Source organism: Rhodovulum sp. 12E13 (assembly GCF_003340565.1).
Taxonomy (GTDB): Bacteria; Pseudomonadota; Alphaproteobacteria; order Rhodobacterales; family Rhodobacteraceae; genus HLUCCA09.
Genome location: NZ_QPLK01000002.1, coordinates 230,313 through 251,111, shown reverse-complemented (window position 1 = coordinate 251,111; position 20,799 = coordinate 230,313). Strand labels below are relative to the sequence as shown.

At 71.7% G+C, this 20,799-nt stretch carries 21 protein-coding genes; 14 read left to right on the top strand and 7 right to left on the bottom strand.

What is annotated here, in order from left to right; translation table 11 throughout:
• Positions 1–4: 4 nt before the first annotated feature.
• From DLJ49_RS02940 to DLJ49_RS02925, 4 genes are all read right to left on the bottom strand, one after another.
• On the bottom strand, positions 5–325 hold the full coding sequence (locus DLJ49_RS02940; RefSeq protein WP_369932433.1) for an NfeD family protein: 321 nt from the start codon (positions 323–325) through the stop codon (positions 5–7).
• On the bottom strand, positions 325–1,221 hold the full coding sequence (locus tag DLJ49_RS02935; protein WP_233488636.1) for an SPFH domain-containing protein: 897 nt from the start codon (positions 1,219–1,221) through the stop codon (positions 325–327). Before DLJ49_RS02935 ends, DLJ49_RS02940 begins: the two co-directional genes overlap by 1 nt.
• 126 nt (positions 1,222–1,347) lie before the next feature.
• The gene (locus tag DLJ49_RS02930; RefSeq protein WP_115392021.1) at positions 1,348–2,502 is read right to left on the bottom strand and encodes a GSCFA domain-containing protein; all 1,155 of its coding nucleotides are present in this window, start codon (positions 2,500–2,502) and stop codon (positions 1,348–1,350) included.
• An 80-nt stretch (positions 2,503–2,582) separates the two neighbouring features.
• The gene (locus tag DLJ49_RS02925) at positions 2,583–2,945 is read right to left on the bottom strand and encodes a hypothetical protein (protein WP_115392020.1); all 363 of its coding nucleotides are present in this window, start codon (positions 2,943–2,945) and stop codon (positions 2,583–2,585) included.
• A gap of 102 nt (positions 2,946–3,047) precedes the next feature.
• On the opposite strand from DLJ49_RS02925, the gene DLJ49_RS02920 reads away from it, so the two are divergent.
• The 9 genes from DLJ49_RS02920 (at position 3,048) to DLJ49_RS02880 (ending at position 11,418) form a co-directional block, all read left to right on the top strand.
• Positions 3,048–3,716: a TetR/AcrR family transcriptional regulator gene (locus DLJ49_RS02920; RefSeq protein WP_115392019.1), complete on the top strand. Its 669-nt coding sequence runs from the start codon at positions 3,048–3,050 to the stop codon at positions 3,714–3,716.
• A gap of 73 nt (positions 3,717–3,789) precedes the next feature.
• A complete protein-coding gene (gene glpX, locus DLJ49_RS02915; RefSeq protein WP_115392018.1) occupies positions 3,790–4,788 on the top strand; it encodes a class II fructose-bisphosphatase in 999 nt (332 codons plus the stop codon).
• Between the two features lie 213 nt (positions 4,789–5,001).
• Complete coding sequence (def, locus tag DLJ49_RS02910; RefSeq protein ID WP_115392017.1) at positions 5,002–5,523, top strand: peptide deformylase; 522 nt, start codon at positions 5,002–5,004, stop codon at positions 5,521–5,523.
• Between the two features lie 4 nt (positions 5,524–5,527).
• The gene (gene def / locus DLJ49_RS02905; protein ID WP_115392016.1) at positions 5,528–6,037 is read left to right on the top strand and encodes a peptide deformylase; all 510 of its coding nucleotides are present in this window, start codon (positions 5,528–5,530) and stop codon (positions 6,035–6,037) included.
• Positions 6,038–6,937, top strand: coding sequence for a methionyl-tRNA formyltransferase (gene fmt, locus DLJ49_RS02900; protein WP_115392015.1), 900 nt, complete (start codon positions 6,038–6,040; stop codon positions 6,935–6,937).
• A 136-nt stretch (positions 6,938–7,073) separates the two neighbouring features.
• Entirely contained in the window at positions 7,074–8,009 is a 936-nt protein-coding gene (locus DLJ49_RS02895) for a VOC family protein (protein ID WP_115392014.1), read from the top strand.
• Positions 8,002–8,862, top strand: a complete 861-nt coding sequence (locus tag DLJ49_RS02890; RefSeq protein WP_115392013.1) for an alpha/beta hydrolase — start codon at positions 8,002–8,004, stop codon at positions 8,860–8,862. The genes DLJ49_RS02895 and DLJ49_RS02890 overlap by 8 nt, the downstream gene beginning before the upstream one ends.
• On the top strand, positions 8,829–10,151 hold the full coding sequence (locus DLJ49_RS02885) for an ABC1 kinase family protein (protein WP_115392012.1): 1,323 nt from the start codon (positions 8,829–8,831) through the stop codon (positions 10,149–10,151). The genes DLJ49_RS02890 and DLJ49_RS02885 overlap by 34 nt, the downstream gene beginning before the upstream one ends.
• Positions 10,152–10,230: 79 nt before the next feature.
• On the top strand, positions 10,231–11,418 hold the full coding sequence (locus DLJ49_RS02880; RefSeq protein WP_115392011.1) for a MalY/PatB family protein: 1,188 nt from the start codon (positions 10,231–10,233) through the stop codon (positions 11,416–11,418).
• 33 nt (positions 11,419–11,451) lie between these two features.
• Here the strand turns inward: DLJ49_RS02880 and DLJ49_RS02875 are convergent, their stop codons facing one another.
• Positions 11,452–11,802, bottom strand: coding sequence for a hypothetical protein (locus tag DLJ49_RS02875; RefSeq protein WP_115392010.1), 351 nt, complete (start codon positions 11,800–11,802; stop codon positions 11,452–11,454).
• 241 nt (positions 11,803–12,043) lie between these two features.
• On the opposite strand from DLJ49_RS02875, the gene DLJ49_RS02870 reads away from it, so the two are divergent.
• A complete protein-coding gene (locus DLJ49_RS02870) occupies positions 12,044–13,033 on the top strand; it encodes a glutathione S-transferase family protein (RefSeq protein WP_115392009.1) in 990 nt (329 codons plus the stop codon).
• A gap of 46 nt (positions 13,034–13,079) precedes the next feature.
• On the opposite strand, the gene DLJ49_RS02865 is transcribed toward DLJ49_RS02870, so the two are convergent.
• A complete protein-coding gene (locus DLJ49_RS02865) occupies positions 13,080–13,451 on the bottom strand; it encodes a response regulator transcription factor (RefSeq protein WP_115392008.1) in 372 nt (123 codons plus the stop codon).
• 268 nt (positions 13,452–13,719) lie between these two features.
• Here DLJ49_RS02865 and DLJ49_RS02860 point away from each other — a divergent pair, with 268 nt between their 5' ends.
• From DLJ49_RS02860 to DLJ49_RS02845, 4 genes are all read left to right on the top strand, one after another.
• Positions 13,720–14,916, top strand: a complete 1,197-nt coding sequence (locus tag DLJ49_RS02860) for a lytic murein transglycosylase (RefSeq protein ID WP_115392007.1) — start codon at positions 13,720–13,722, stop codon at positions 14,914–14,916.
• Between the two features lie 129 nt (positions 14,917–15,045).
• The gene (locus DLJ49_RS02855) at positions 15,046–15,381 is read left to right on the top strand and encodes a DUF2834 domain-containing protein (RefSeq protein WP_115392006.1); all 336 of its coding nucleotides are present in this window, start codon (positions 15,046–15,048) and stop codon (positions 15,379–15,381) included.
• A gap of 4 nt (positions 15,382–15,385) precedes the next feature.
• Positions 15,386–16,654, top strand: coding sequence for a diaminopimelate decarboxylase (gene lysA, locus DLJ49_RS02850; protein ID WP_115392005.1), 1,269 nt, complete (start codon positions 15,386–15,388; stop codon positions 16,652–16,654).
• A gap of 103 nt (positions 16,655–16,757) precedes the next feature.
• Positions 16,758–19,520, top strand: coding sequence for a DUF4175 domain-containing protein (locus DLJ49_RS02845; RefSeq protein WP_115392004.1), 2,763 nt, complete (start codon positions 16,758–16,760; stop codon positions 19,518–19,520).
• Between the two features lie 213 nt (positions 19,521–19,733).
• Here the strand turns inward: DLJ49_RS02845 and DLJ49_RS02840 are convergent, their stop codons facing one another.
• Positions 19,734–20,699 (bottom strand): L-threonylcarbamoyladenylate synthase, encoded by a 966-nt coding sequence (locus DLJ49_RS02840; RefSeq protein WP_115392003.1) that lies wholly within the window; start codon positions 20,697–20,699, stop codon positions 19,734–19,736.
• Positions 20,700–20,799: the final 100 nt, after the last annotated feature.

The following is a 20,799-nucleotide window of genomic DNA, read 5'->3' as shown; positions in this document are numbered from 1 at the left end:
GGACCTACTCGTTGATGTCGTAGTCGAAGGTCTTCACCTGGCCCCTGGGGAGGCGGAACATCAGCCGCAGCGCGACCCACGACAGGATCGACAGCACGGCGAAGACGAGGGCGAGCGCGGGCAGCCCCTCGGGCAGCCAGCCCGCAACCGGCTCGCCGATCAGAAAGATGCCGGCCATCGCCGTCGCCGCGATCGAGAAGCCGAGAAAGATGTAGCCTGGCACGATCAGCTCGAGGATACCCATGAGCGCCGCGAGCATCCCCCAGGCCCACCATTCGCGCCACCAGCTCTCGCCGAGCAGGGCGAGGATCGTGGTCAGGTCCATCAGGAACGGCCCCCCTTCAACATGTTGAATGCGTTGCCGAACGCCTCGAGCGCCTGAGCGGGCACGATCACCGTCTGGCTGCCGCCCGACCCGCCGAGCGCGTTGAGCGCCTCGACCTGCTTGAGCGCCACCTGATATTGCGCGGCCTCGAGCCCGTTGTCCTGGATCGCGGCCGACACGACGGCGGTGGCGAAGGCCTCTGCCTCGGCCTCGACCCGACGGGCCTTGGCGGCCTGCTCGGCGGCGTAGAGCTCGGCGTCGGCCTGCAGCTCCACGGCGCGCTTCTGACCCTCGGCCTGGGTCACCGCCGCGCGCCGCGCCCGCTCGGCGTTGAGCTGCTGAAGCATCGCCTCGCGCGTGGCGTCGTCGAGATTCACGTCGAGGATCTCGGCGCGCGTCACCTCTATACCCCAGTACTCGATCGCCTCCTCGACGTTCTGCTTGATCGTCTCGGTGAGCTGCGACCGGTTCGACTGCACCTGGTCGAGCTCCATCTTGCCGATCTCGGCGCGCACGATGCCGGCGACGGTGGTCAGAACCGCGCCGTCGACGTCGCGGATGCGATAGACGGTCTTTTCCGGCTCGAGGATGCGGTAGAACACGCTGGTCTCGACCTTGACCAGCACGTTGTCTGCGGTGATCGCGTCCTGCGACGAGTTGGGCAACTGCCGCTCGAGGATCGACACGCGATGCGCCACCCGGTCGATGAAGGGCACGATCAGGTTGATGCCGGGGCCGAGCACGGCGCGCAGCTTGCCGAAGCGCTCGATCACGTATTTCTCGGATTGCGGCACGATCTTGACCCCGAGGAAGACCGACAGGATCAGAAGCGCCGCGATCAACAGCGTCAGGATCGCGCCGCCGGAGAAGTTCGCCGAAAGGAAGTCGAGGTCCATGGCCCACTCCATAGCATGAGACGGCGTGACAATGACCTCCCTTTGGCGCCGATTGTGGGCGCGGCGGCGACAGGATTGCGGCGAAGCGCCGAAAGGGCGGCCCACCGCTTGCGGGCGGCCGGCCCGTCAGGCTGCCCTGCGGGCGGCCTCGACCTCGACGAAATCGTGCAGGAGCTGCTGGAGGGCCTCGTTCACCTCGGGATCCTCGTCCAGGTCCTTGCCGGCCCAGGCCTCGATCCGGTCGAGCGCGCCCTTCTGCACGAAACGCCCGATTCGCCGGGGCAGGATGCCGGCGGCCGAGAGCGCCAGCACCCACGCCCGGTCGAGCGGCGGCCGCGCACCCTCGTCGACGCACCAGCAATGCTCGAACTGGGTCATGACGAAGTCGAGCACCGGCGCGGGCAGATGCCGTCGATCCGCCTTGTAGGGCGAGCGGAACACGTCGGTCACGATCTCGTAGGACGGCCAGTAGAAGACATCGCCCGCCCCGCGCTCGGCCCGCATCGTCTCGTCGATGGCCACGCGCAGCACCGCCTTCGACACCGCGTTGGAGGTGATGCAGGAATTGTCCCGGAACGTGGCGATCAGCGGGATGGGCGAGAGCGTCATGATGACCTTGGCGCCAGGGCGATGGGCGCGGATCAGCCGGACGATGGCCGCGATGTTGTCGCGGTTCTCCTCGACCGACGAGACGCGGAAGCGGTGGCGCTCCGGGTCGTGGGCGTCCTTCGGGATGGTGCGCCAGAACACCTCGCCGGTGGGGGCGTCGTACCACACCTCCGACAGGCCGAAGGTCAGGATGAACACGTCGGTCTCGTCGAACAGCCGCCGCGTCGCCCGACGCACGCTCTCGTCGTAGCCGAATTCCGAGGCGTCGTAGCCGTGCCAGAGCGGCTGGTCGAAGGTCCGCCCCTCCCAAGCCCACTCGAATTGCTGGCGGATCACGAAGGAGTTCACCATCCCCTCGCCGATCGAGACGACGTAGGCGCCCTGCGCGTCGGGATCCCTGGCCGAGACGCGGTAGTTGCGCTTGCCGAGCCAGGTCGAGATGTTGGCGGCGAAGCACGAGCCGAAGGCGGTGATCCGCGTCTGCCGGTCGATCGCCGGCGCCTCGGGCGCCCAGCCCTTCAGAACGTGCTCGGCGACCGAGCTGGGGGCGATCATGGCGGGCTGCTTGGGCGCACGGTTCGTGTGCGGCCCGCGATACCAGGTATGGTGCCGCGCCGGCCCCGCGTCTCGCCGGTCGTGCTCCACCTTTTCGATGCGCTTGCGCGGGTCCATCGACGATTCTCTCCCTGCTGCGTCCGGGCGGCAGTATCAGCGGAATATGGCGAAAATGATGCCGGACGGGGGACGCCGCCCTATTCGGAGAGCGCCGCGCGCTCTGCCGCGAGCCGCCGCCGCCGCTCGGCGATGCGCTCTTGCGCCTGCGGGTCGGGCGCCTGCCCGGCAAGCGCCGCGCCGGCGGCCCGCAGGGCCTCGGCCCGGGCGAGCGTCTCGTCGCGTGCGATCTCTGCCTGCCCCGCGCCCGGCTCCGCGAGCAGAGGCCCGAGCGGCTCGATCCGCGGCGCGGGCGCGGCGCGGGCCTGGGGCGAGATCGCGCGGTCGAGCTCGGGAAACTGCGCGCACCCCCCCAGAGCGAGCGCCGCGACGGCCGACGCAAGCGCGCGGCACCAGGGCGGACGGATCGCCGGAGCGGATCTGAGGGAAGGCAGCCGGCCCAAGACGGTCTCCTGCGTTGCGCCGCCGCCAGCCTAGCGGGGGGCGCGGGCACGGCAAGCCCCGCGGGCTTGAATTGAACGCCCGTTCAGGCGCACACTCGCCCCATGCCGCGCAAGACGGGTTCTCACGGGCAGATCACGGGCCCCCGCATCCGGCAAGCCGCGCTGAGGCTTTTCGCCCGCCACGGCTACGCCGCCGTCTCGATGCGCCAGATCGCCCGCGAGGTGGGAGTGCAGGCCGGCGCGCTCTATACCTACACGCCCGACAAGCAGGCCCTGCTCGCCGACCTGCTCCGCAACCACATGGCCCATCTGCTCGAGACCTGGGGCGCCGAGCGACAGCCCGAGGCGCCTATCGACCGGCTGGAGCACTTCACCCGCTTCCACATCGCCTATCATCTCGACCGGCCCGACGAGGTGTTCCTCTCCTACATGGAGCTGCGCAACCTCACGGCGGAGAACTTCGCCGAGATCGAGGGGCTGCGGCGCACCTACGAGAGGGAACTCGAGGCGATCCTGCACGACGGGCGCGCCGCCGGCGCCTTCGCGGTAGCCGACACGCGGCTCGCGGCGATGGCGCTGATCGCCATGCTGACGGGCGTGAGCACCTGGTTCCGCGAAGGCGGCCGGCTGAGGCGCGACGAGATCGCCGATCTCTACTGGGAGATGGTGCGCGGCGCCGCCGGCTGCACGGCCGGTGTCGACGCCACCAGGCCCGGCGCCGGGGCGGCGGCGCCGGGCCCGCCCCGCCCCACCGCAGCCCTTTTGCGCTAACGGTCTTGTTCCCGTCACCCTGCGCCGCTACGCGGACGCCACGCCGCTCCCGCCGCTGACCCGCGAGGCCCCGATGACGACCCCCCCGACCGATTTCAACGACCGCATGCTCTCGCTCGGTCTCGCCCGCGTGTCGGAGGCCGCGGCCCTGGCCTCTGCCCTGCTCATCGGCCACGGCGACGAGAAGGCGGCCGACCAGGCGGCTGTCAACGCCATGCGCGACCAGCTCAACAAGCTCGACATCCAGGGCGTCGTGGTGATCGGCGAGGGCGAGCGCGACGAGGCGCCGATGCTCTACATCGGCGAGGAGGTGGGCACCGGACAGGGACCGGCCGTCGACATCGCGCTCGACCCGCTGGAAGGCACGACGCTGACGGCCAAGGACATGCCCAACGCGCTGACGGTGATCGCGATGGGCCCGCGCGGCTCGATGCTGCACGCCCCCGACGTCTACATGGACAAGCTGGCCATCGGTCCGGGCTATCCGGAGGGGCTGGTCAGCCTCGAGCAGTCGCCGAGCGAGCGGGTGCGCCTGCTCGCGGCGGCCAAGAACTGCACGACATCGGACATCACCGTCTGCATCCTCGAGCGGCCGCGCCACGAGGACCTGATCCGCGAGATCCGCGAAACGGGCGCCGCGATCCGACTCATCACCGACGGCGACGTGGCCGGCGCGATGCATGTGGCCGAAGAGACGACGGGCATCGACATGTACATGGGCGCGGGCGGCGCGCCCGAGGGCGTGCTGGCGGCGGCCGCGCTCAAGTGCATGGGCGGGCAGATGTGGGGGCGACTGATGTTCCGCAACGACGACGAGCGCGCGCGCGCCGCCAAGGCCGGGATCGAGGATCTCGACCGCATCTACGCGCTCGACGACATGGTGACCGAGCACGTGATCTTCGCCGCGACGGGCGTCACCGACGGCTCGATCCTGCCGGGCATCAAGCGCGAGGTCGGCTATCTCACGGCCGAGACGATCCTGATGCGCTCCAAGACCGGCTCGGTCCGCCGGATGCGCTACCGCAACCCGATCAGGTTCTCGCCCCAGCCGCGCTACGCGCCGACCTCCTGATCCGGCCGCGGGCCGGCGCGGCACCGGACGCGGCCCGCCTGCCCCGCGAGAGGATGCACCGCCAGGGCCCGGCCTCGGCACCGCAGGCCGGGCGCACGGCGGCGCCGGCCCGGCGCGGGTGGGCGGGCGGGGCGTCGGGCCGGCGCCGCCGCCCCCTCCGCCCGCCCTGCAGCCCGCTTGCATCGCGCCACGGCCCCGCCTAATTCCAGATCCATGCCGATCCGCCCGATCCTCATCCACCCCGATCCGCGCCTCAAGACGGTGTGCGCGCCCGTCTCCGACATCACCGACGAGTTGCGCCGGCTCGCCGACGACATGCTCGCCACCATGTACGACGCGCCGGGCATCGGCCTGGCTGCGCCCCAGGTCGGCATCACCCAGCGCCTGATCGTGGTCGACGCGATCAAGGATCCGCAGGCCGAGCCGCGCCCGATCACCATGTTCAACCCCGAGATCGTGGCCGCGTCCGACGAGCGGTCGACCTACGAGGAGGGGTGCCTCTCGCTGCCCGAGCAGTATGCCGAGGTCGAGCGCCCCACGGAGGTGACCGTGAAATGGATCGACCCTGACGGGACGGAGCGGCAGCAGGATTTCGACGCTCTGTGGGCGACGGTCATCCAGCACGAGATCGACCACCTCGACGGCGTGCTCTTCATCGACTACCTCAAGCCGCTCAAGCGCCAGATGATCACCCGCAAGATGCAGAAGCTCAAGCGCGAGCGGGCGCGGGCCTGAGGCGGTGGCGGCCCGCCCGATCCTGCGCTGGCCCGATCGCCGCCTTTCGACGCCGGCCGCGCCGGTCGACGCGATCACCGACGAGATTCGCGGCATCTGGGACGACATGATCGACACGATGGAGGCGATGCCGGGCCAGGGCGTCGGCCTCGCCGCACCGCAGATCGGCGTCATGCTGCGCCTGGCGGTGGTCGACGCCTCCGACACGCGCGGTCAGGCGGTGCGCATGGCGAACCCGGAAGTGATCGACGCCGCGCCGCAGATGCGCGCCCACGACGAGGCCTCGCCGTGCCTGCCGGGCGTATCCGCGACGATCGAACGGCCCGCCACGGTGCGGGTGTCGTTCGTCGATCCGTTCGGCGTGCGCGTGGCGGAAACGTTCAAGGGTCTCTGGGCCACCTCCGTCCAGCACCAGATCGACCATCTCGACGGTCGGTTGTATTTCCACCGCCTGTCCCGGCTGAAGCGCGAGCGCCTGCTCAAGCGGGCGGGCAAGCTGGCGGGGAGCGGCTAGATGCGCATCGTCTTCATGGGCACGCCGGATTTCTCGGTGCCGGCACTCGACGCCTTGCACGGCGCAGGGCACGAGATCGCCGCCGTCTATACCCAGCCGCCCCGGCCCGCGGGCCGCGGCCAGCGCGACCGGCCCTCGCCCGTGCAGGCACGGGCCGAGGCGCTGGGCCTGACGGTGCGCCACCCGCCTTCGCTGAAGCCCGCCGAGGAGAAGGCGGCGTTCGCTGCCCTTGGCGCCGAGATTGCCGTGGTCGTCGCCTACGGGCTCATCCTGCCCCGCGCGATTCTCGACGCGCCCGCACGCGGCTGCCTCAACATCCACGCCTCGCTCCTGCCGCGCTGGCGCGGCGCGGCACCGATCCACCGGGCGATCATGGCGGGCGACCCCGAGACGGGGGTCTGCATCATGCAGATGGAGCCGGGCCTCGACACCGGCCCGGTGCTGCTGCGCCGCGCCACGCCCATCGGCGCGGACGAGACGACGGGCGACCTGCAGGTCCGCCTCGCCGCGCTCGGCGCCGAGGCCATCGTCGCCGCGCTCGAGGGGATCGACGCGCTCACCCCGATCGCCCAGGGCGACGCGGGCGTGACCTACGCCGACAAGATCGACAAGGCCGAGGCACGGATCGATTGGGCGCAGCCGGCCGAGACGGTGGCCCGGCAGATCCGCGGGCTTTCGCCCTTTCCCGGCGCGTGGTGCCTCGCGGGGCAGGAACGACTCAAGCTGCACCGCGCCCGTCCCGTGGCCGGCACCGGCACGCCGGGGCAACGGCTCGGGGGGTTGACCATCGCCTGCGGGACGGGCGCGGTCGAGGTGACCGAGGCCCAGCGCGAGGGGCGCCGCCCGATGCCCGCCGCCGAGATCCTGCGCGGCATGGACGTGCCCGACACGCTCGGCTGAGGGGCCGCCGCCGTCCTGTCTGCGCGAATTTGCACAGATCGTATCCGCCCTTCTGCATTTGTGCGAGAGCGTCGCATCGCTATCTCCGAAGGCAGGATCGCGGCCCGAAGGCCGCTCGCATCGGGAGACGAGAGCCATGCTCACCCAGATCAACGGATTGCACCATGTCACCTCCCTCGCGTCCGGCGCGCAGGAGAACAACGCTTTCTTCACCAGGGTGCTGGGCCTGCGCCGGGTGAAGAAGACGGTCAATTTCGACGCGCCGGAGGTCTACCACCTCTATTACGGCGACGAGACGGGCACGCCCGGCTCGGTGATGACCTACTTCCCCTTTCCCGGCGCGAAGCGCGGCCGCGCCGGCGCAGGCGAAGTCGGCACCACGATCTTCTCGGTGCCCGAGGGCGCCCTGCCCTGGTGGCGCGAGCGGCTGGCCAGCTTCGACTTGCACGGGCTGAAGGAAGCGAGGGTGTTCGGCGAGAACCGGCTGTATTTCGAGGGCCCCGACGGCGACGGCTTCGCGCTGGCCGAGGTGCCGGGCGACGCCCGCGCGCCGTGGCTCGCGGGCGGCGTCGATGCCGACCATGCCATCCGCGGCTTCCGCGGCGCGCATGTCCGCCTGTCGGACGGCGGCGCGACCGAGGAACTGCTGCGCTTCATGAACTACGAGGTGAGGGAGCGCGCCGACGGCCTCGTGCGGCTCGGCGTGCCGGGCGGCAACGGGGCCGACCTGATCGAGCTGGAGACCCTCGCGGACGGCACCCACGCCCGGCAGGGGGCGGGCTCGGTCCACCACATCGCGTTCTCGGTCGATCACCGGGAGGCGCAGCTGGAGGTGCGCAAGGCGCTGGCCGATACCGGCTACTCGGTGACGTCGGTGATCGACCGCGACTATTTCTGGGCGATCTACTTCCGCTCGCCCGGTGGCGTGCTGTTCGAGGTGGCCACCAACGAGCCCGGCTTCGAGCGCGACGAGGACACCGCCCATCTCGGGCAGGCGCTGAAACTGCCCTCGCAGCACGCCCATCTGCGCGAGGTGCTGGAGGAGAAGTACCTGGAGCCGATCCATGACTGAGGCAGGGTCCGTGGCGGGGGCAGCAACGGGGGCGGGGGCAGAAGACGTGTCCGGGACGGGCCTTGCGGGCTACCCTCATGCCCGCACGGAGGGCGCTCCGGGCGCGCCACTGGTGCTGACCTTCCACGGCACGGGCGGCGACGAGCGCCAGTTCCACGGGTTGGCCGGAGAGCTGGTGCCGGGCGCGCACGTGATCTCGCCCCGCGGCGACGTGAGCGAGGGCGGCCATGCCCGCTACTTCCGCCGCCGGGCAGAGGGTGTCTACGACATGGACGACCTCGCCCGCGCGGTTGGAAAGATGGCGGGCTTCGTGGCGGCGGCCCGGGCAGAGACGGGGGCGGCCCGGGTCATCGGGCTGGGCTACTCCAACGGGGCCAACATCCTCGCGGCCATGGCCTTCGCCCATCCCGGCCTCGTCGACGATCTGGCGCTGATGCACCCGCTGATCCCGTGGACGCCCGAGCCGCAGCCGGGCCTCGCCGGGCGGCGCGTGCTGATCACCGCGGGGCGGCGCGACCCGATCTCGCCGGCCGCGCAGACCGAGGCGCTGGCGCCCTGGCTGGAGCGGCAGGGGGCCGAGGTGGCGCTGCACTGGCATCAGGGCGGGCACGAGATCGACCGCTCGGAGAGCCCTGCCCTCCCGGCGTGCCGCGCCCCCGGGGGGGGGGGGGGGGGGGGCGGCGCCCCCCCCTCGCCCGTGCCGGGCGACTCCCCCCGAGAGTACTTGGACCAGGATGATGGGCGGGGCCGGGCGAGGGGGGCACGGCTGCTGACTTCGCAGACGGGCGCATTACGTGACGCGCCTGAGAGGGAGAGCCGATGGCCGACGAGAGCCCGAGGGGAAAGGCGCTGACCGTGCCTGCGAGCCGTCTCGCGCGGCTGTCGCGCTTCGGCACGATGACGGCCGGAATCGCGGGGGGCGTGGCGTGGCGGGGGGCGCGGGCCTATGCGGGGGGCGCACGGCCCGACTGGCAGGGGCTGCTGCTGACGCCCGACAACCTGCGGCGCGTGGCCGACGAACTGGCGCGGATGCGCGGCGCGGCGATGAAGGTCGGCCAGCTCGTGAGCATGGATGCCGGCGACGTGCTGCCGCCCGAGCTGGCCGAGATCATGGGGCGGCTCCGGGCCGAGGCCGACTACATGCCGCCGAAGCAGCTCCGCGGTGCCCTCGACGCGGCCTGGGGGCCGGGCTGGACGGGGCGCTTCGAGCGGTTCGACGTGCGCCCCCTCGCCGCCGCCTCGATCGGGCAGGTGCACCGGGCGCGGGCGCGTGGCGGGCGGGATCTTGCCATCAAGGTGCAGTATCCCGGCGTCAGACGGTCGATCGACAGCGACGTGGAGAACGTCGCGGCGCTGATCCGCTGGGCGGGCCTCGCGCCGCCGGGGATGGACCTGCGCCCGCTCCTGGCCGAGGCCAAGCGGCAGCTCCACGAGGAGGCGGACTACGCGCGCGAGGGGCAGGAGCTGGCCCGCTTCGGCGCACTGCTCGCGGGCGAGGAGGATTACGCCGTGCCCCGCCTGGCCGACGACCTGACCACCCGCGACGTGCTGGCGATGTCGTTCGAGCCCGGCGTGGCGGTGGAACGAATGGCCGAGGCGGATCAGGCGGAGCGCGACCGGATCGTGCGGCTTCTGCTCGAGTTGCTGTTTCGCGAGATGTTCGAGTTCGGCGTCATGCAGACCGACCCGAATTTCGCCAATTACCGGTGGGACGGGGAGCGCGGACGGCTCGTGCTGCTCGACTTCGGCGCGACGCGCGCCTTTCCGCAGGCGGTGACGGAGGGGTATCGTGACCTGTTGCGCGCCGGGATCGGCGGGGATGCGGGCGACATCGCGTGCGCAGCGCTGCGGCTGGGATTTTTCGCCGAGGACACGGCCGAGCACCACAAGCGGGCGGTGGTGGAGATGACCGGCATCGCCTTCGGCGCGCTGCGGCACCGGGGCCCGTTCGATTTCGGCAATGCAGACATGGTGCTGCGCCTGCGCGACCGGGCGATGGAGATGTCGGCCGACCGCACGTTCGTCCATGTGCCGCCGACGGACGTTTTCTACCTGCAACGCAAGTTCGCGGGTCTCTACCTGCTGGCGCGGCGGCTCGGCGCGCGGGTCGACGTGGGCGCGATCGCGGCGCACTGGCTCTGACGCAAGGGCCGCGTCGCGGGGTCTTGCAGTTCGCGGCGCGGGGCGGTTCTTTCGCCGTCGCAACGCACGAGGAGCGCCCATGCCCTACGAGTCCGCCTTCTTCGACCGGATCATCGACCGCCGCGGCACCAATTGCCAGAAGTGGGACGGGATGGCCGAGCGCTGCGGCGTCTCGCCGGAGGACGGGATCGCCATGTGGGTCGCCGACATGGACTTCCGCCCGCCCGCCTCGGTGCCCGCCGCGCTGCAGCGGATGATCGACCACGGGGTGTTCGGATACGCGGCAGGCGATGCCGGGATGCGCGAAGCGGTCGCGCGCTGGATGGCCGAGCGGCACGGCTGGCAGGTGGACCCTGCGCATATCTTCTCGACGGACGGGCTGGTGAACGCGGTCGCGCTGTGCCTCGACGTCTGGTCGTCGCCGGGCGACTCGGTGGTGGTGTTCTCGCCGGTCTACCACGCATTCGGCCGCGTCGTGCGGGCGGCGGGGCGCGAGCTGGTCGAGTGCGAGCTGGCGCTGGAAGACGGCCGCTACACGCTGGATTTCGAGCGATACGATGCGCAGATGACGGGGCGCGAGCGCATCCTGCTGCTGTGCTCTCCGCACAATCCGGGCGGGCGGGTCTGGTCGCGCGCCGAGCTCGAGGGGGTGGCGGCCTTCGCGCGGCGGCACGACCTGCTGATCGTCTCCGACGAGATCCACCACGACCTCGTGCTGCCCGGCTCGCCGCGCCATACCCCGACCGCGCTGATCGACGGGGTAGAGGATCGGCTGGTCACGCTGACGGCGCCGACCAAGACGTTCAACCTCGCCGGGGCGCATATCGGGCAGGTGACGATCGCCGATCCACGACTGCGCACGGCTTTCGCCGAACGGCTCGCGTCGCTCGCCCTCTACCCGGGCGCGATTCCGCCGGTGATCGCGGAGGCCGCCTATTCCGACGAGGGAGCGGAGTGGCTGTCGGGGCTGCTGCCCTACCTCGACGCCAACCGCGCGCTCGTCGACGAGGCCGTTGCGGCGATCCCCGGCCTCGCCTCGATGCCGCTCGAGGCGACGTATCTCGCCTGGATCGACTTCGCCGGCACCGGCATGGCCGCGGACGAGTTCACCGCGCGGGTAGAGAAGGGGGCGCGCATCGGCGTGAACCGGGGCACGACCTTCGGCACGGGCGGCGAGACGTTCCTTCGGTTCAACCTGGCCACGCCACGGGCGCGTGTGGCGGAAGCGATGGAGCGGCTGCGCACGGCCTTTGCCGACCTCCAGTGAAGCGCGCGGCGTGACGCGCACCGCTCCGCCGGCTCAGGCGGGCGGCAGCAGCGCCACCGGCGCGTCGGCGTCGCGCGCGAAATCGGCAGGGGGGGCGGTATCGGCCACGGGCGTGGCATACTTGAACTCGAACACGCGCTCTCCCCCTTCCTCCGTCGAGGCGAGGATGAGCGCCTGGCACAGGTGGCGGGCGCCGTCGTAGAGGTCGACCCGGCCGGGAAGGCTCGCCGCGTCTTCGGCGGCAAGGGCAAAGCCGGTCGACCAGTGGCGAAGGATGACGAATTCGTGCTCGCCGGCCCGCACCCGCATGCGGCTGCGCGACCGGAGCCGGGCGACGCGAGCAGCCTCCAGCCCGTCGCACACATCCTGCGGCAGATACGACATGGGCTGTCCCCCTTCGACCGGTCGGGCATGTGCCCCTGCTCCAAGAAGATGCGACAGGGTGTCGCCCTGTCAATGCAGGATCGTCGCCGCGCGCAACATGAGGGCGGCACGCCCCGCGGGTGGATCGCTCTGCGCCGCCGCGCGTTGCACGCTGTGCGCTGACGCAGGACGCCTCCGCGCCCTTGCCGGTTGGCGCAACGGCACTCCGGGCCGATCTTTGTCCAAAGCTGAGGAGAGCGCGATGGGATTGCTGATCGACGGCGAATGGCACGACCGCTGGTACGACACCGAGTCGACGGGCGGAAAGTTCGAGCGGAGCGAGGCGTCGTTCCGCAACTGGATCACGGCCGACGGCTCGGCCGGCCCCTCGGGCGAGGGCGGATTTGCGGCCGAGAGCGGGCGCTACCACCTCTACGTCTCGCATGCCTGCCCCTGGGCGCATCGCACGCTGATCTTCCGCGCGCTCAAGGGGCTCGAGCCCCATATCGGCGTCTCGGTCGTCCACCCCGACATGCTGACGGAGGGGTGGGAGCTGCGCGACGACTGGCCGGGCGCCACCGGCGACCGCCTGCACGGCCTGCATTACCTGCGCGACGTCTACCTGCGCGCGCGGCCCGACATGACGGGCCGCGTGACCGTGCCCCTGCTGTGGGACACGCAGCGCGACACGATCGTGTCGAACGAATCGGCCGAGATCATCCGCATGTTCAACTCCGCGTTCGACGGCATCACCGACGACCGCCAGGATTTCTATCCCGCGCGGCTGCGCGAGGAGATCGAGGCCGTCAATGCGCGCATCTACCCGGGGTTGAACAACGGCGTCTATCGCGCCGGCTTCGCCACCACGCAGGGCGCCTACGACGAGGCGGTGACCGAGGTCTTCGAAACGCTCGACTGGATGGAGGAGCGGCTGTCGCGCCAGCGCTATCTCGCCGGCGACAGCATCACCGAAGCCGACTGGCGGGCGCTGACGACGCTTCTGCGCTTCGATCCGGTCTATCACGGCCACTTCAAGTGCAACCGTCAGCGGATCGTCGACTACCCGTCGATCTTCGCCTATGCGCGCGACCTCTACCAGGTCCCCGGCGTGGCGGAGACGGTCCATTTCGACCACATCGTCCGTCATTACCACTACAGCCATGAAAGCATAAATCCGCACCGGATCGTGCCGATCGGCCCGCGCATCGACTGGGACGCACCGCACGGCCGTGAGGCGCTGCGGGCGGCGTGACGGCACCGCCCCGGGCGAAGGCGTTCGCCGGCGGAGCGCGGTCGGGTCAGGCCGGGCGCGCCGCCCCCCCGTAATGGCTGACCATCATGGCGAGGTCGGTGGGGTCGGTGTCGCTCTGCAGGTAGGCGCAGGCATTCGGGGCATGGCGAAAGATCGAGCCATCGGAGAAGAAGGTGGTGTTGGTGACGAAGACGACCTTGGCCTCGGGCCAGCGGTAGCTCGCGAAATCGGCGATGGCGAGCGGGCTGCCCCCGGGCAGGACCACGTCGAGCACGATCACGTTCACTTCCCGGTGGCGCATGATCTCCATCGCCGCATCCTGCGTCGCAACCAGGTCGACGCTGTGCCCCTCGCGTTCGAGGTGACGGGCCCAGATGCGCCCGAGCTCCGCATTCTCCTGCACGACAAGGATGTGCATGACTCCTCCGTGCCGCGCCGGCGGCACCACAGCCCGCTTAACGGATATCATCATAAGTCTTACCTCCGCGTTAACATCCACTCAACAAAGGTTAATTCGTCGTCGCACATGCGCGGAACCTCGCCGGTCTCGCGGCTGTCCCGCGCTGGCGGCCGGGCCTCGGCACGGCGGGCCGAGGCGGAGCGGGCGGGGGACGCCGCGGGTTGCAGGCCGGCGCCGCTCGGCTAGGCTCGCGCCCTGCAAAGCGCCGACGAGACGGATTGTTCCCATGCCCTCTTCCCCATCCTGCACGAGACTCCCCATCCTCGTCGGGGCGTTTGTCGCGGCCACCCTTCCTGCCGCGGCGAGCGTGCCCTGCGGCGGCAGCTTCGGCGCGTTCCGCACGGCCATGGAGCGCGAGGCGGTGGCGCGCGGCGCCGACCCGCGCGTCGCCGCGCGCTTCTTCGACGGCGTGCGCCAGGACCCGGCCGTGATCCGGGCGGACCGGGCGCAGGGCATCTTCCAGTTGCCCTTCGTCGATTTCTCGCGCCGCCTGATCAGCCGCAGCCGGATCGAGAACGGGCGCCGCAACGCCGAGCGGCACGACGCGCTCTTCGACCGGATCGAGGCGGATTACGGTATCCCGCGCGGCGTGCTGCTGGCCTTCTGGGCGTTCGAGACCGATTACGGCGCGGTCCAGGGCGACTACAACACGGTCAACGCGCTGATGACGCTGGCACATGACTGCCGGCGGCCAGACCTCTTCCGCCCGCAGGTCTTCTCGGCCCTGGACCTCTTCGCGCGGGGCGATCTCGACCCCGACCGCACGACCGGCGCCTGGGCCGGCGAGGTCGGGATGGTGCAGATGCTGCCCTCCGACATCCTGGAGCATGGCCGCGACGGCGACGGCGACGGGCGCGTGTCGCTCAAGACCTCGCCGCAGGACGCCCTGCTCTCGGGCGCGGCGATGCTGGCCGGCTACGGCTGGCGGCCGGGGGAGCCCTGGCTGCGCGAGGTGACCGTGCCCGCGGACTTCGACTGGGCTCTTTCGGGCCTTGATGGCGGCCGGACGGTGGCGGAGTGGGCGGCGCTCGGGGTCGCGGCGCGCCGGGGCGACCTCGGGTCCGCCGAGCTGCAAGCGCGTCTTCTGGTGCCGCAGGGGCGGCGCGGGCCGGTCTTTCTCGCCTACCCCAATCTCGACGTCTTCTTCGAGTGGAACCAGAGCTTCGTCTACGTGATGACGGCGGCCTATTTCGCCACGCGGCTCGAGGGCGCGCCGGTCTACCTCGCGGGCGATGCGGGCCCCGGGCTGTCGGACGCAGAGATGCGGCAGCTTCAGGAGAAGCTCGCCGCACGCGGCCACGACGTTGGCGGCATCGACGGCATCCTCGGCGCGATGACCCGCGCCGCGGTACAGGCCGAGCAGGAGCGCCTCGGCCTGCCCGCCGACGCCTGGCCCACGCGAGAGTTGCTCGACCGGCTCTGATGGCGCGCGCAAATCCCTTGAAGGAAGGGATTTGCAAATTCCTTGGACAAGGAATTTGCGCCCCGTCGCAGCGGATGGACAGGGGCGGCCGGCCGGGCTACCTGGGCGCGAGAGACAGCGGAGCCGTTCATGTCGCCCATGCGCCTGATCTTCCTCGCCCTTGCGATCTGGGGGGCGATCCACCCGATGTACTGGTTCGTGACCCACATGACGACCGAAGGCGGCGGCCTCGGCGGCCTGATCGACGCGTGGTATGTCAACGCCTCGACCACCGGCCTCGTCTGGGACCTGACCATCGCCGCCATCGCGCTGACGGTCTGGATCGTGGCCGAGGCGTTGGAGCGGCGCGACTGGCTGGCCCTCGCCGCCATCCCAGCGATCTACTGCATCGGCGTGAGTTGCGGCCTGCCGCTCTACCTCTTCCTGCGGTCGCGGCCGGGCGTTGGAACGGCCCGGACGGCCTGAGGGGATGGATCATTTCCTCTACCGCGACGGCCGGCTGCACGCCGAGGACGTCGACCTCTCTCAGGTCGCGGCCGAGGTCGGCACGCCGTTCTACTGTTATTCCACCGCCACGCTGACACGGCACTTCCAGCTCTTCGACGATGCGCTGTCGTGGGGGCCGCATCTGGTGTGCTTCGCGGTCAAGTCGGCGTCGAACGTGGCGCTGCTGCGCGTGCTCGCCCGGCTCGGCGCCGGGATGGACGTGGTTTCGGGCGGGGAATACCTGCGCGCGACCGCGGCCGGTGTGCCGGGCGAGCGGATCGTCTTTTCGGGCGTCGGCAAGACGCGGGAAGAGATGCGGCTCGCCCTCGAAGGCGGCGTGCGGCAGATCAACGTCGAATCCGAGCCCGAACTCGCCGCGCTGTCGGAGGTCGCCGCCTTGATGGGGGCCGTCGCCCCGATCGCGCTCCGGGTCAACCCCGACGTCGACGCCAGGACGCACGAGAAGATCGCGACGGGCCGCAAGGAGGACAAGTTCGGCGTGCCGCTCTCCCGCGCGCGGGAGATCTATGCCGAGGCAGCGCGGCTGCCCGGCGTCGAGGTCGTGGGCATCGACGTGCATATCGGCTCGCAGCTCACCGACCTCGCGCCGTTCGAGGCCGCCTATCTCAAGGTCGCCGAGCTGACCCGGGCGCTGCGCGCCGACGGGCACGACATCCGCCGGCTCGACCTCGGCGGGGGCCTCGGCATTCCCTACACGCGCTCGAACGAGCCGCCGCCGCTTCCGGCCGATTACGGCGCGCTGATCGAGCGGACGGTCGGCGACCTCGGCTGCGAGATCGAGATCGAGCCGGGGCGGCTGATCTCGGGCAACGCGGGCATCCTCGTCTCCCGCGTGGTCTACGTGAAGGAAGGCGAGGGCCGGCGCTTCCTGATCCTCGACGCCGGCATGAACGACCTGATCCGACCCGCCATGTACGGAGCGCACCACGACATCGTTCCGCTGGCGGAGCCGGCGCCGGGCGCCGAGACGCGGGAGCATGACGTGGTCGGCCCGGTCTGCGAATCGGGTGACACCTTTGCGAGAGCACGTGCGCTGCCACCGCTCGCCGAGGGCGATCTCGTGGCTTTCAGATCCGCCGGCGCTTACGGCGCGGTCATGTCTTCGGAGTACAATTCGCGCCCATTGGTGCCGGAGGTGCTGGTGGACGGTCATCACGTGGCCGTCATTCGCCCGCGCCCGACCTTTGACGAAATGATCGGCCGCGATACCATTCCGCCCTGGCTGGCGTGATGCGCGGGGCGCCGTGAGCACGGCGCGCCAGGCCGCTCCGGCCGCCGACGGACCGCCCGCCGCACGCGTCCCGACCGGGAATGCGGCCGCCGAAAGGAGCGAGATGACCGCCGACCGCCCCGACGTCCCCGCTTCGGCGCCCGCGCCGACACCGAGTGCGCCCGCGTTCTCCGATCCGCGGCAGCAAACGCTGGCCCGGCTGGTGCGCCCCCTGCGCCTGACGCGGGCGGGCATGCTGGCCGAGCGCGTCACGCGGGCGTTCTGGCCGCTCTGGTCGATTCTGATCCTGCTCGCCGCCGCGCTGTTCCTCGGCCTGCACGAGACGGTCCCGGTCGAGGCGGTCTGGGCGTCTGGCGCCCTCGGCCTCGCCGCCGCGCTCTGGGCCGCCTGGCGGGGGGGGCGTGCCTTCCGCGTCCCGACGCGCGACGAGGCGGTGGCGCGGCTCGACGCCACGCTGCCCGGCCGCCCTCTGCAGGCCCTGGCCGACAGCCAGGCGATCGGCGCGACCGACGACGCCTCGGTGGCGGTCTGGGCGGCACATGTCCGCCGCATGGCCGATCGCGCCGCGGCGGCGAGGCCGGTCGAGCCCGACCTGCGGTTGTCGTCGCGCGACCCTTATGCCCTGCGCTATGTCGCCCTCACCTTCTTCGTCGCCGCGCTGCTCTTCGGCTCGGTCTGGCGCGCGGCCAGCGTGACCGACGTGGCGGCTCCCGGCCCCGGCGCGGCGCTCGCAGCCGGCCCGGCGTGGGAAGGGTGGATCGAGCCGCCGCTCCACACCGGCAAGCCGAGCCTCTACCTCAACGACATTGCCGCGGCCGAGATCTCGGTGCCCGCGGGAAGCCGCGTGTCGCTGCGCCTCTACGGCGAGGTGGGCGCGCTGCGCGTCGAGGAGAGTGTTTCGGGCCGCCAGGAGCCGGCCGGGGCCGTGACTGCCGAGGGCGTGGCCGAGGATCCGGTGACGCAGGCAGAGGTGCCGGCGACCGCCGCTGCGCAGGGCTTCGAGGTCGCGCAGGACGGGCGCATCGCCATCGAGGGCGCGGGCGGCCGCGCCTGGGAGGTCGCCGTCGTGCCCGACGGGGCGCCCTCGGTCGCCTTCGACGGCGCGATGCGGCGCGAGGCGAACGGGCAATTCGCCCAGCCCTTCGCCGCAGAGGACGATTACGGCGTCGTCGCGGGGCGCGGCACGATTCGGCTCGACCTGACCGAGGTCGATCGCCGCCACGGGCTCGCCGCCGAGCCCGACCCGCGCGAAGCGATCGTGATCGACCTGCCGCTGCCCATCAGCGGCGACCGCGCAGAGTTTGCCGAAACCATTGTCGAGGATTTTTCCAAGCACCCGTGGTCGGGCCTGCCGGTCGAGTTCCGGCTGACCGCGATCGACGCCTCGGGCAACGAGGGGTATTCCCGGCCGCTCGACCTCGCCGCCCTGCCCGGACGCCGCTTCTTCGACCCGCTCGCCAACGCGCTGATCGAGCAGCGCCGCGACCTGCTGTGGTCGACGTCGAACGCACCGCGCGTGGCACAGGTGATTCGCGCCGTCAGCCATCGCCCCGACGACGTTTTCCGATCGACTTCCAACTACCTGCAGCTCCGCTTCGCGCTGATGCGGCTCGAGACCGCCACGGCGGCGCCCGGCGGCCTCGACGAGGAGGCGCGGGAGGAGATCGCCGAGGCGCTCTGGCAGATCGCGCTCGACATCGAGGAGGGCGACCTGTCCGACGCGATGGAGCGGTTGCGCCGCGCGCAGGACAGGCTCGCCGAGGCGATCCGCAACGGCGCCTCCGACGAGGAGATCGCCCAGCTCATGCAGGAGCTGCGCGAGGCGATGCAGGACTACATGAACCAGCTCGCCCAGCAGCAGCGCGAGCAGGGCGAGCAGCCGCAGATGTCGGACAACATGCAGGAGATGACGGGCGACCAGCTCCAGCAGATGCTCGATCGGCTGCAGCAGCTGATGGAAGAGGGCCGCACCGCGGAAGCGCAACAGCTTCTCGAACAGCTGCGCCAGATGATGGAGAACATGCAGGTCACGCAGGGCCAGCCGGGCCAGGGGCAGCAAAGCCCGGGGCAGCAGGCGATGGAAGGCCTCGCCGAGACGCTGCGCGAGCAACAGGGCCTGTCGGACGAGGCATTCCGCAACCTTCAGGAGCAGTTCAATCCCGGCCAGCAGGGTCAACAGGGCCAGCAGGGGCAGGGCCAGCAGGGTCAACAGTTCGGCCAGGGCCAGCAGGGCCAGCAGGGACGGGGCCAGCAACCCGGGCAGCAGGGGCAGCAATTCGGGCAGGGTCAGCCCGGGCAGGGACAACCGGGACAAGGGCAACCGGGCCGGCCCGGCCAGGGTCAGCCGGGGGCGAACGGCATGCCGTCGGCCGAGGATCTCGCGCGCCGGCAAGGTGAGCTTCGGCGCGAGCTCGACAGACAGATGCAGAACCTGCCCGGTGCCGGCACCGAAGAGGGGCGCACGGCGCGCGACAGCCTCGGCCGGGCCGGAGAGGCGATGGACAGGGCCGAGGAGGCGCTGCGCGGCGACGACCTCGCCGGCGCGATCGACGAGCAGGCCCAGGCGATGGAGGCGCTGCGCGAGGGTATGCGCGATCTCGGCGAGGCCCTGGCGCAACAACAGCAGCAGGGGCAGGGCCAGCAGGGCGAGCAGGTGGGCCAGTCGACCCCCAACGGTCAACGCGACCCGCTGGGCCGCGACGGCGGCAACAACGGCCCGCTTGGCACGCAGGAAAACCTGCTGCAGGGCGAAGATGTCTACCGCCGGGCCCGCGACCTGCTCGACGAGATCCGCCGCCGCGCTGCCGAGCAGGAGCGCCCCGAGGTCGAGCTCGACTACCTGCGCCGGCTGCTCGACCGGTTCTGAGGCACGCGCGCACCGCCCCGGCGAGATCGCCCTTCGGCGCGGTGCTCGGGGGCGCCGCCCCCGTCGCCCGTTCCGGGCGACTCCCCCGGGATATTTTCGGGCAAGAAGAAGGGGCGGGGCGGCGCGCGCGCAGGCGAGGGCGTCGGGGCGGGCGGGCCGATGCGCGCAGCGCGAGGTCCGCGCCGGCCCGGTCGGTCGGGGGCCTGTCCTGGCTCAGTCGCGGGGGGCGGCCGCGCGGGCGAGGCGGTCGGCGATCGCGGCGCCAAGGCCGGTTCGGGGGATACGGGCCACGGCGATCCCCTTTCCCTCCATGGCGTCGAGGGCGCGGAGATGGGCGAAAAGGTTGGCAGCCGCCTCTCCGAGATCGCCCGCCTCCGACAGGTTCAGGCCGTGGTGAGCCTCTCCCGGCCCGAAGCCGAGCCAGAGTTCGCCCGCGCGCGGCGCGTCCGCGTCGAGCCGGAGCGGCTTGGACGGCGCGTAATGCGACGCGAGTTGCCCGGGCGCGCTGACCGCCGCTCCCTCGCCCGGGCGCAGGAGGGGCCGGCCGAGAACGGCCTCGAGCGCCTCGGCCGGCACGCCGCCGGGGCGGAGCAGCAGGGGATCGGGCGCCCCCCCGACGATCGTGCTCTCGAGGCCGACCTGGCAGGGCCCACCGTCGAGCACCGCGGCGATGCGCCCCGAGAGACCTTCGAACACGTGCTCCGCGGTAGTCGGGCTGACCCGGCCGGACGGGTTGGCCGAGGGCGCAGCGACCGGCCCGCCGACCTCGGCCAGCAGCGCGCCGGCGAGGGGCGCGTCGGGCACCCGCAGGCCCACCGTGTCGAGCCCCGCCGTCACCAGATCCGACAGACCGGCCTCGGGGCGAAGCGGCACGACCAGCGTCAGTGGCCCGGGCCAGAAGGCGTCGGCGAGGCGGGCGGCGTCGCCCTCGATCCGGCCGATCCGCGCCGCCGCCGCGGCGTCGGCCACGTGCACGATCAGCGGGTTGAAGCGGGGCCGGGCCTTGGCCGCGTAGATCGCCGCCACCGCCCGGCCCGACCGCGCGTCGGCGCCGAGGCCATAGACCGTCTCGGTCGGGAAGGCCACGAGCCGCCCCTCCCGCAACAGGGCCGCGGCCCGTGCCACGCCCGCCGCGTCGCCCGGCAGCCGCTCCGTCTGCCTGCCGGCCGTTTCCGTCATGCCGCTCCCCGCCCGCAAGGTCGTGACGCCGCGTTGCGCTTTGGCGCGCGGCGCGGGAACACTAGGGTGCCGCGCGATCCAGCGCCACCCGGAGACGTGC

Coding starts and splice junctions, on each gene's coding strand:
- def (WP_115392017.1), top strand. CDS start 5,002: ATGCCGATCCGCCCGATCCTCATCCACCCCGATCCGCGCCTCAAGACG.
- DLJ49_RS02865 (WP_115392008.1), bottom strand. CDS start 13,451: ATGCACATCCTTGTCGTGCAGGAGAATGCGGAGCTCGGGCGCATCTGG.
- lysA (WP_115392005.1), top strand. CDS start 15,386: ATGGATCATTTCCTCTACCGCGACGGCCGGCTGCACGCCGAGGACGTC.
- DLJ49_RS02895 (WP_115392014.1), top strand. CDS start 7,074: ATGCTCACCCAGATCAACGGATTGCACCATGTCACCTCCCTCGCGTCC.
- DLJ49_RS02875 (WP_115392010.1), bottom strand. CDS start 11,802: ATGTCGTATCTGCCGCAGGATGTGTGCGACGGGCTGGAGGCTGCTCGC.
- glpX (WP_115392018.1), top strand. CDS start 3,790: ATGACGACCCCCCCGACCGATTTCAACGACCGCATGCTCTCGCTCGGT.
- DLJ49_RS02845 (WP_115392004.1), top strand. CDS start 16,758: ATGACCGCCGACCGCCCCGACGTCCCCGCTTCGGCGCCCGCGCCGACA.
- fmt (WP_115392015.1), top strand. CDS start 6,038: ATGCGCATCGTCTTCATGGGCACGCCGGATTTCTCGGTGCCGGCACTC.
- DLJ49_RS02860 (WP_115392007.1), top strand. CDS start 13,720: ATGCCCTCTTCCCCATCCTGCACGAGACTCCCCATCCTCGTCGGGGCG.
- DLJ49_RS02870 (WP_115392009.1), top strand. CDS start 12,044: ATGGGATTGCTGATCGACGGCGAATGGCACGACCGCTGGTACGACACC.
- DLJ49_RS02855 (WP_115392006.1), top strand. CDS start 15,046: ATGTCGCCCATGCGCCTGATCTTCCTCGCCCTTGCGATCTGGGGGGCG.
- DLJ49_RS02930 (WP_115392021.1), bottom strand. CDS start 2,502: ATGGACCCGCGCAAGCGCATCGAAAAGGTGGAGCACGACCGGCGAGAC.
- DLJ49_RS02840 (WP_115392003.1), bottom strand. CDS start 20,699: ATGACGGAAACGGCCGGCAGGCAGACGGAGCGGCTGCCGGGCGACGCG.
- DLJ49_RS02890 (WP_115392013.1), top strand. CDS start 8,002: ATGACTGAGGCAGGGTCCGTGGCGGGGGCAGCAACGGGGGCGGGGGCA.
- DLJ49_RS02935 (WP_233488636.1), bottom strand. CDS start 1,221: ATGGACCTCGACTTCCTTTCGGCGAACTTCTCCGGCGGCGCGATCCTG.
- DLJ49_RS02920 (WP_115392019.1), top strand. CDS start 3,048: ATGCCGCGCAAGACGGGTTCTCACGGGCAGATCACGGGCCCCCGCATC.
- DLJ49_RS02880 (WP_115392011.1), top strand. CDS start 10,231: ATGCCCTACGAGTCCGCCTTCTTCGACCGGATCATCGACCGCCGCGGC.
- DLJ49_RS02885 (WP_115392012.1), top strand. CDS start 8,829: ATGGCCGACGAGAGCCCGAGGGGAAAGGCGCTGACCGTGCCTGCGAGC.
- DLJ49_RS02940 (WP_369932433.1), bottom strand. CDS start 325: ATGGACCTGACCACGATCCTCGCCCTGCTCGGCGAGAGCTGGTGGCGC.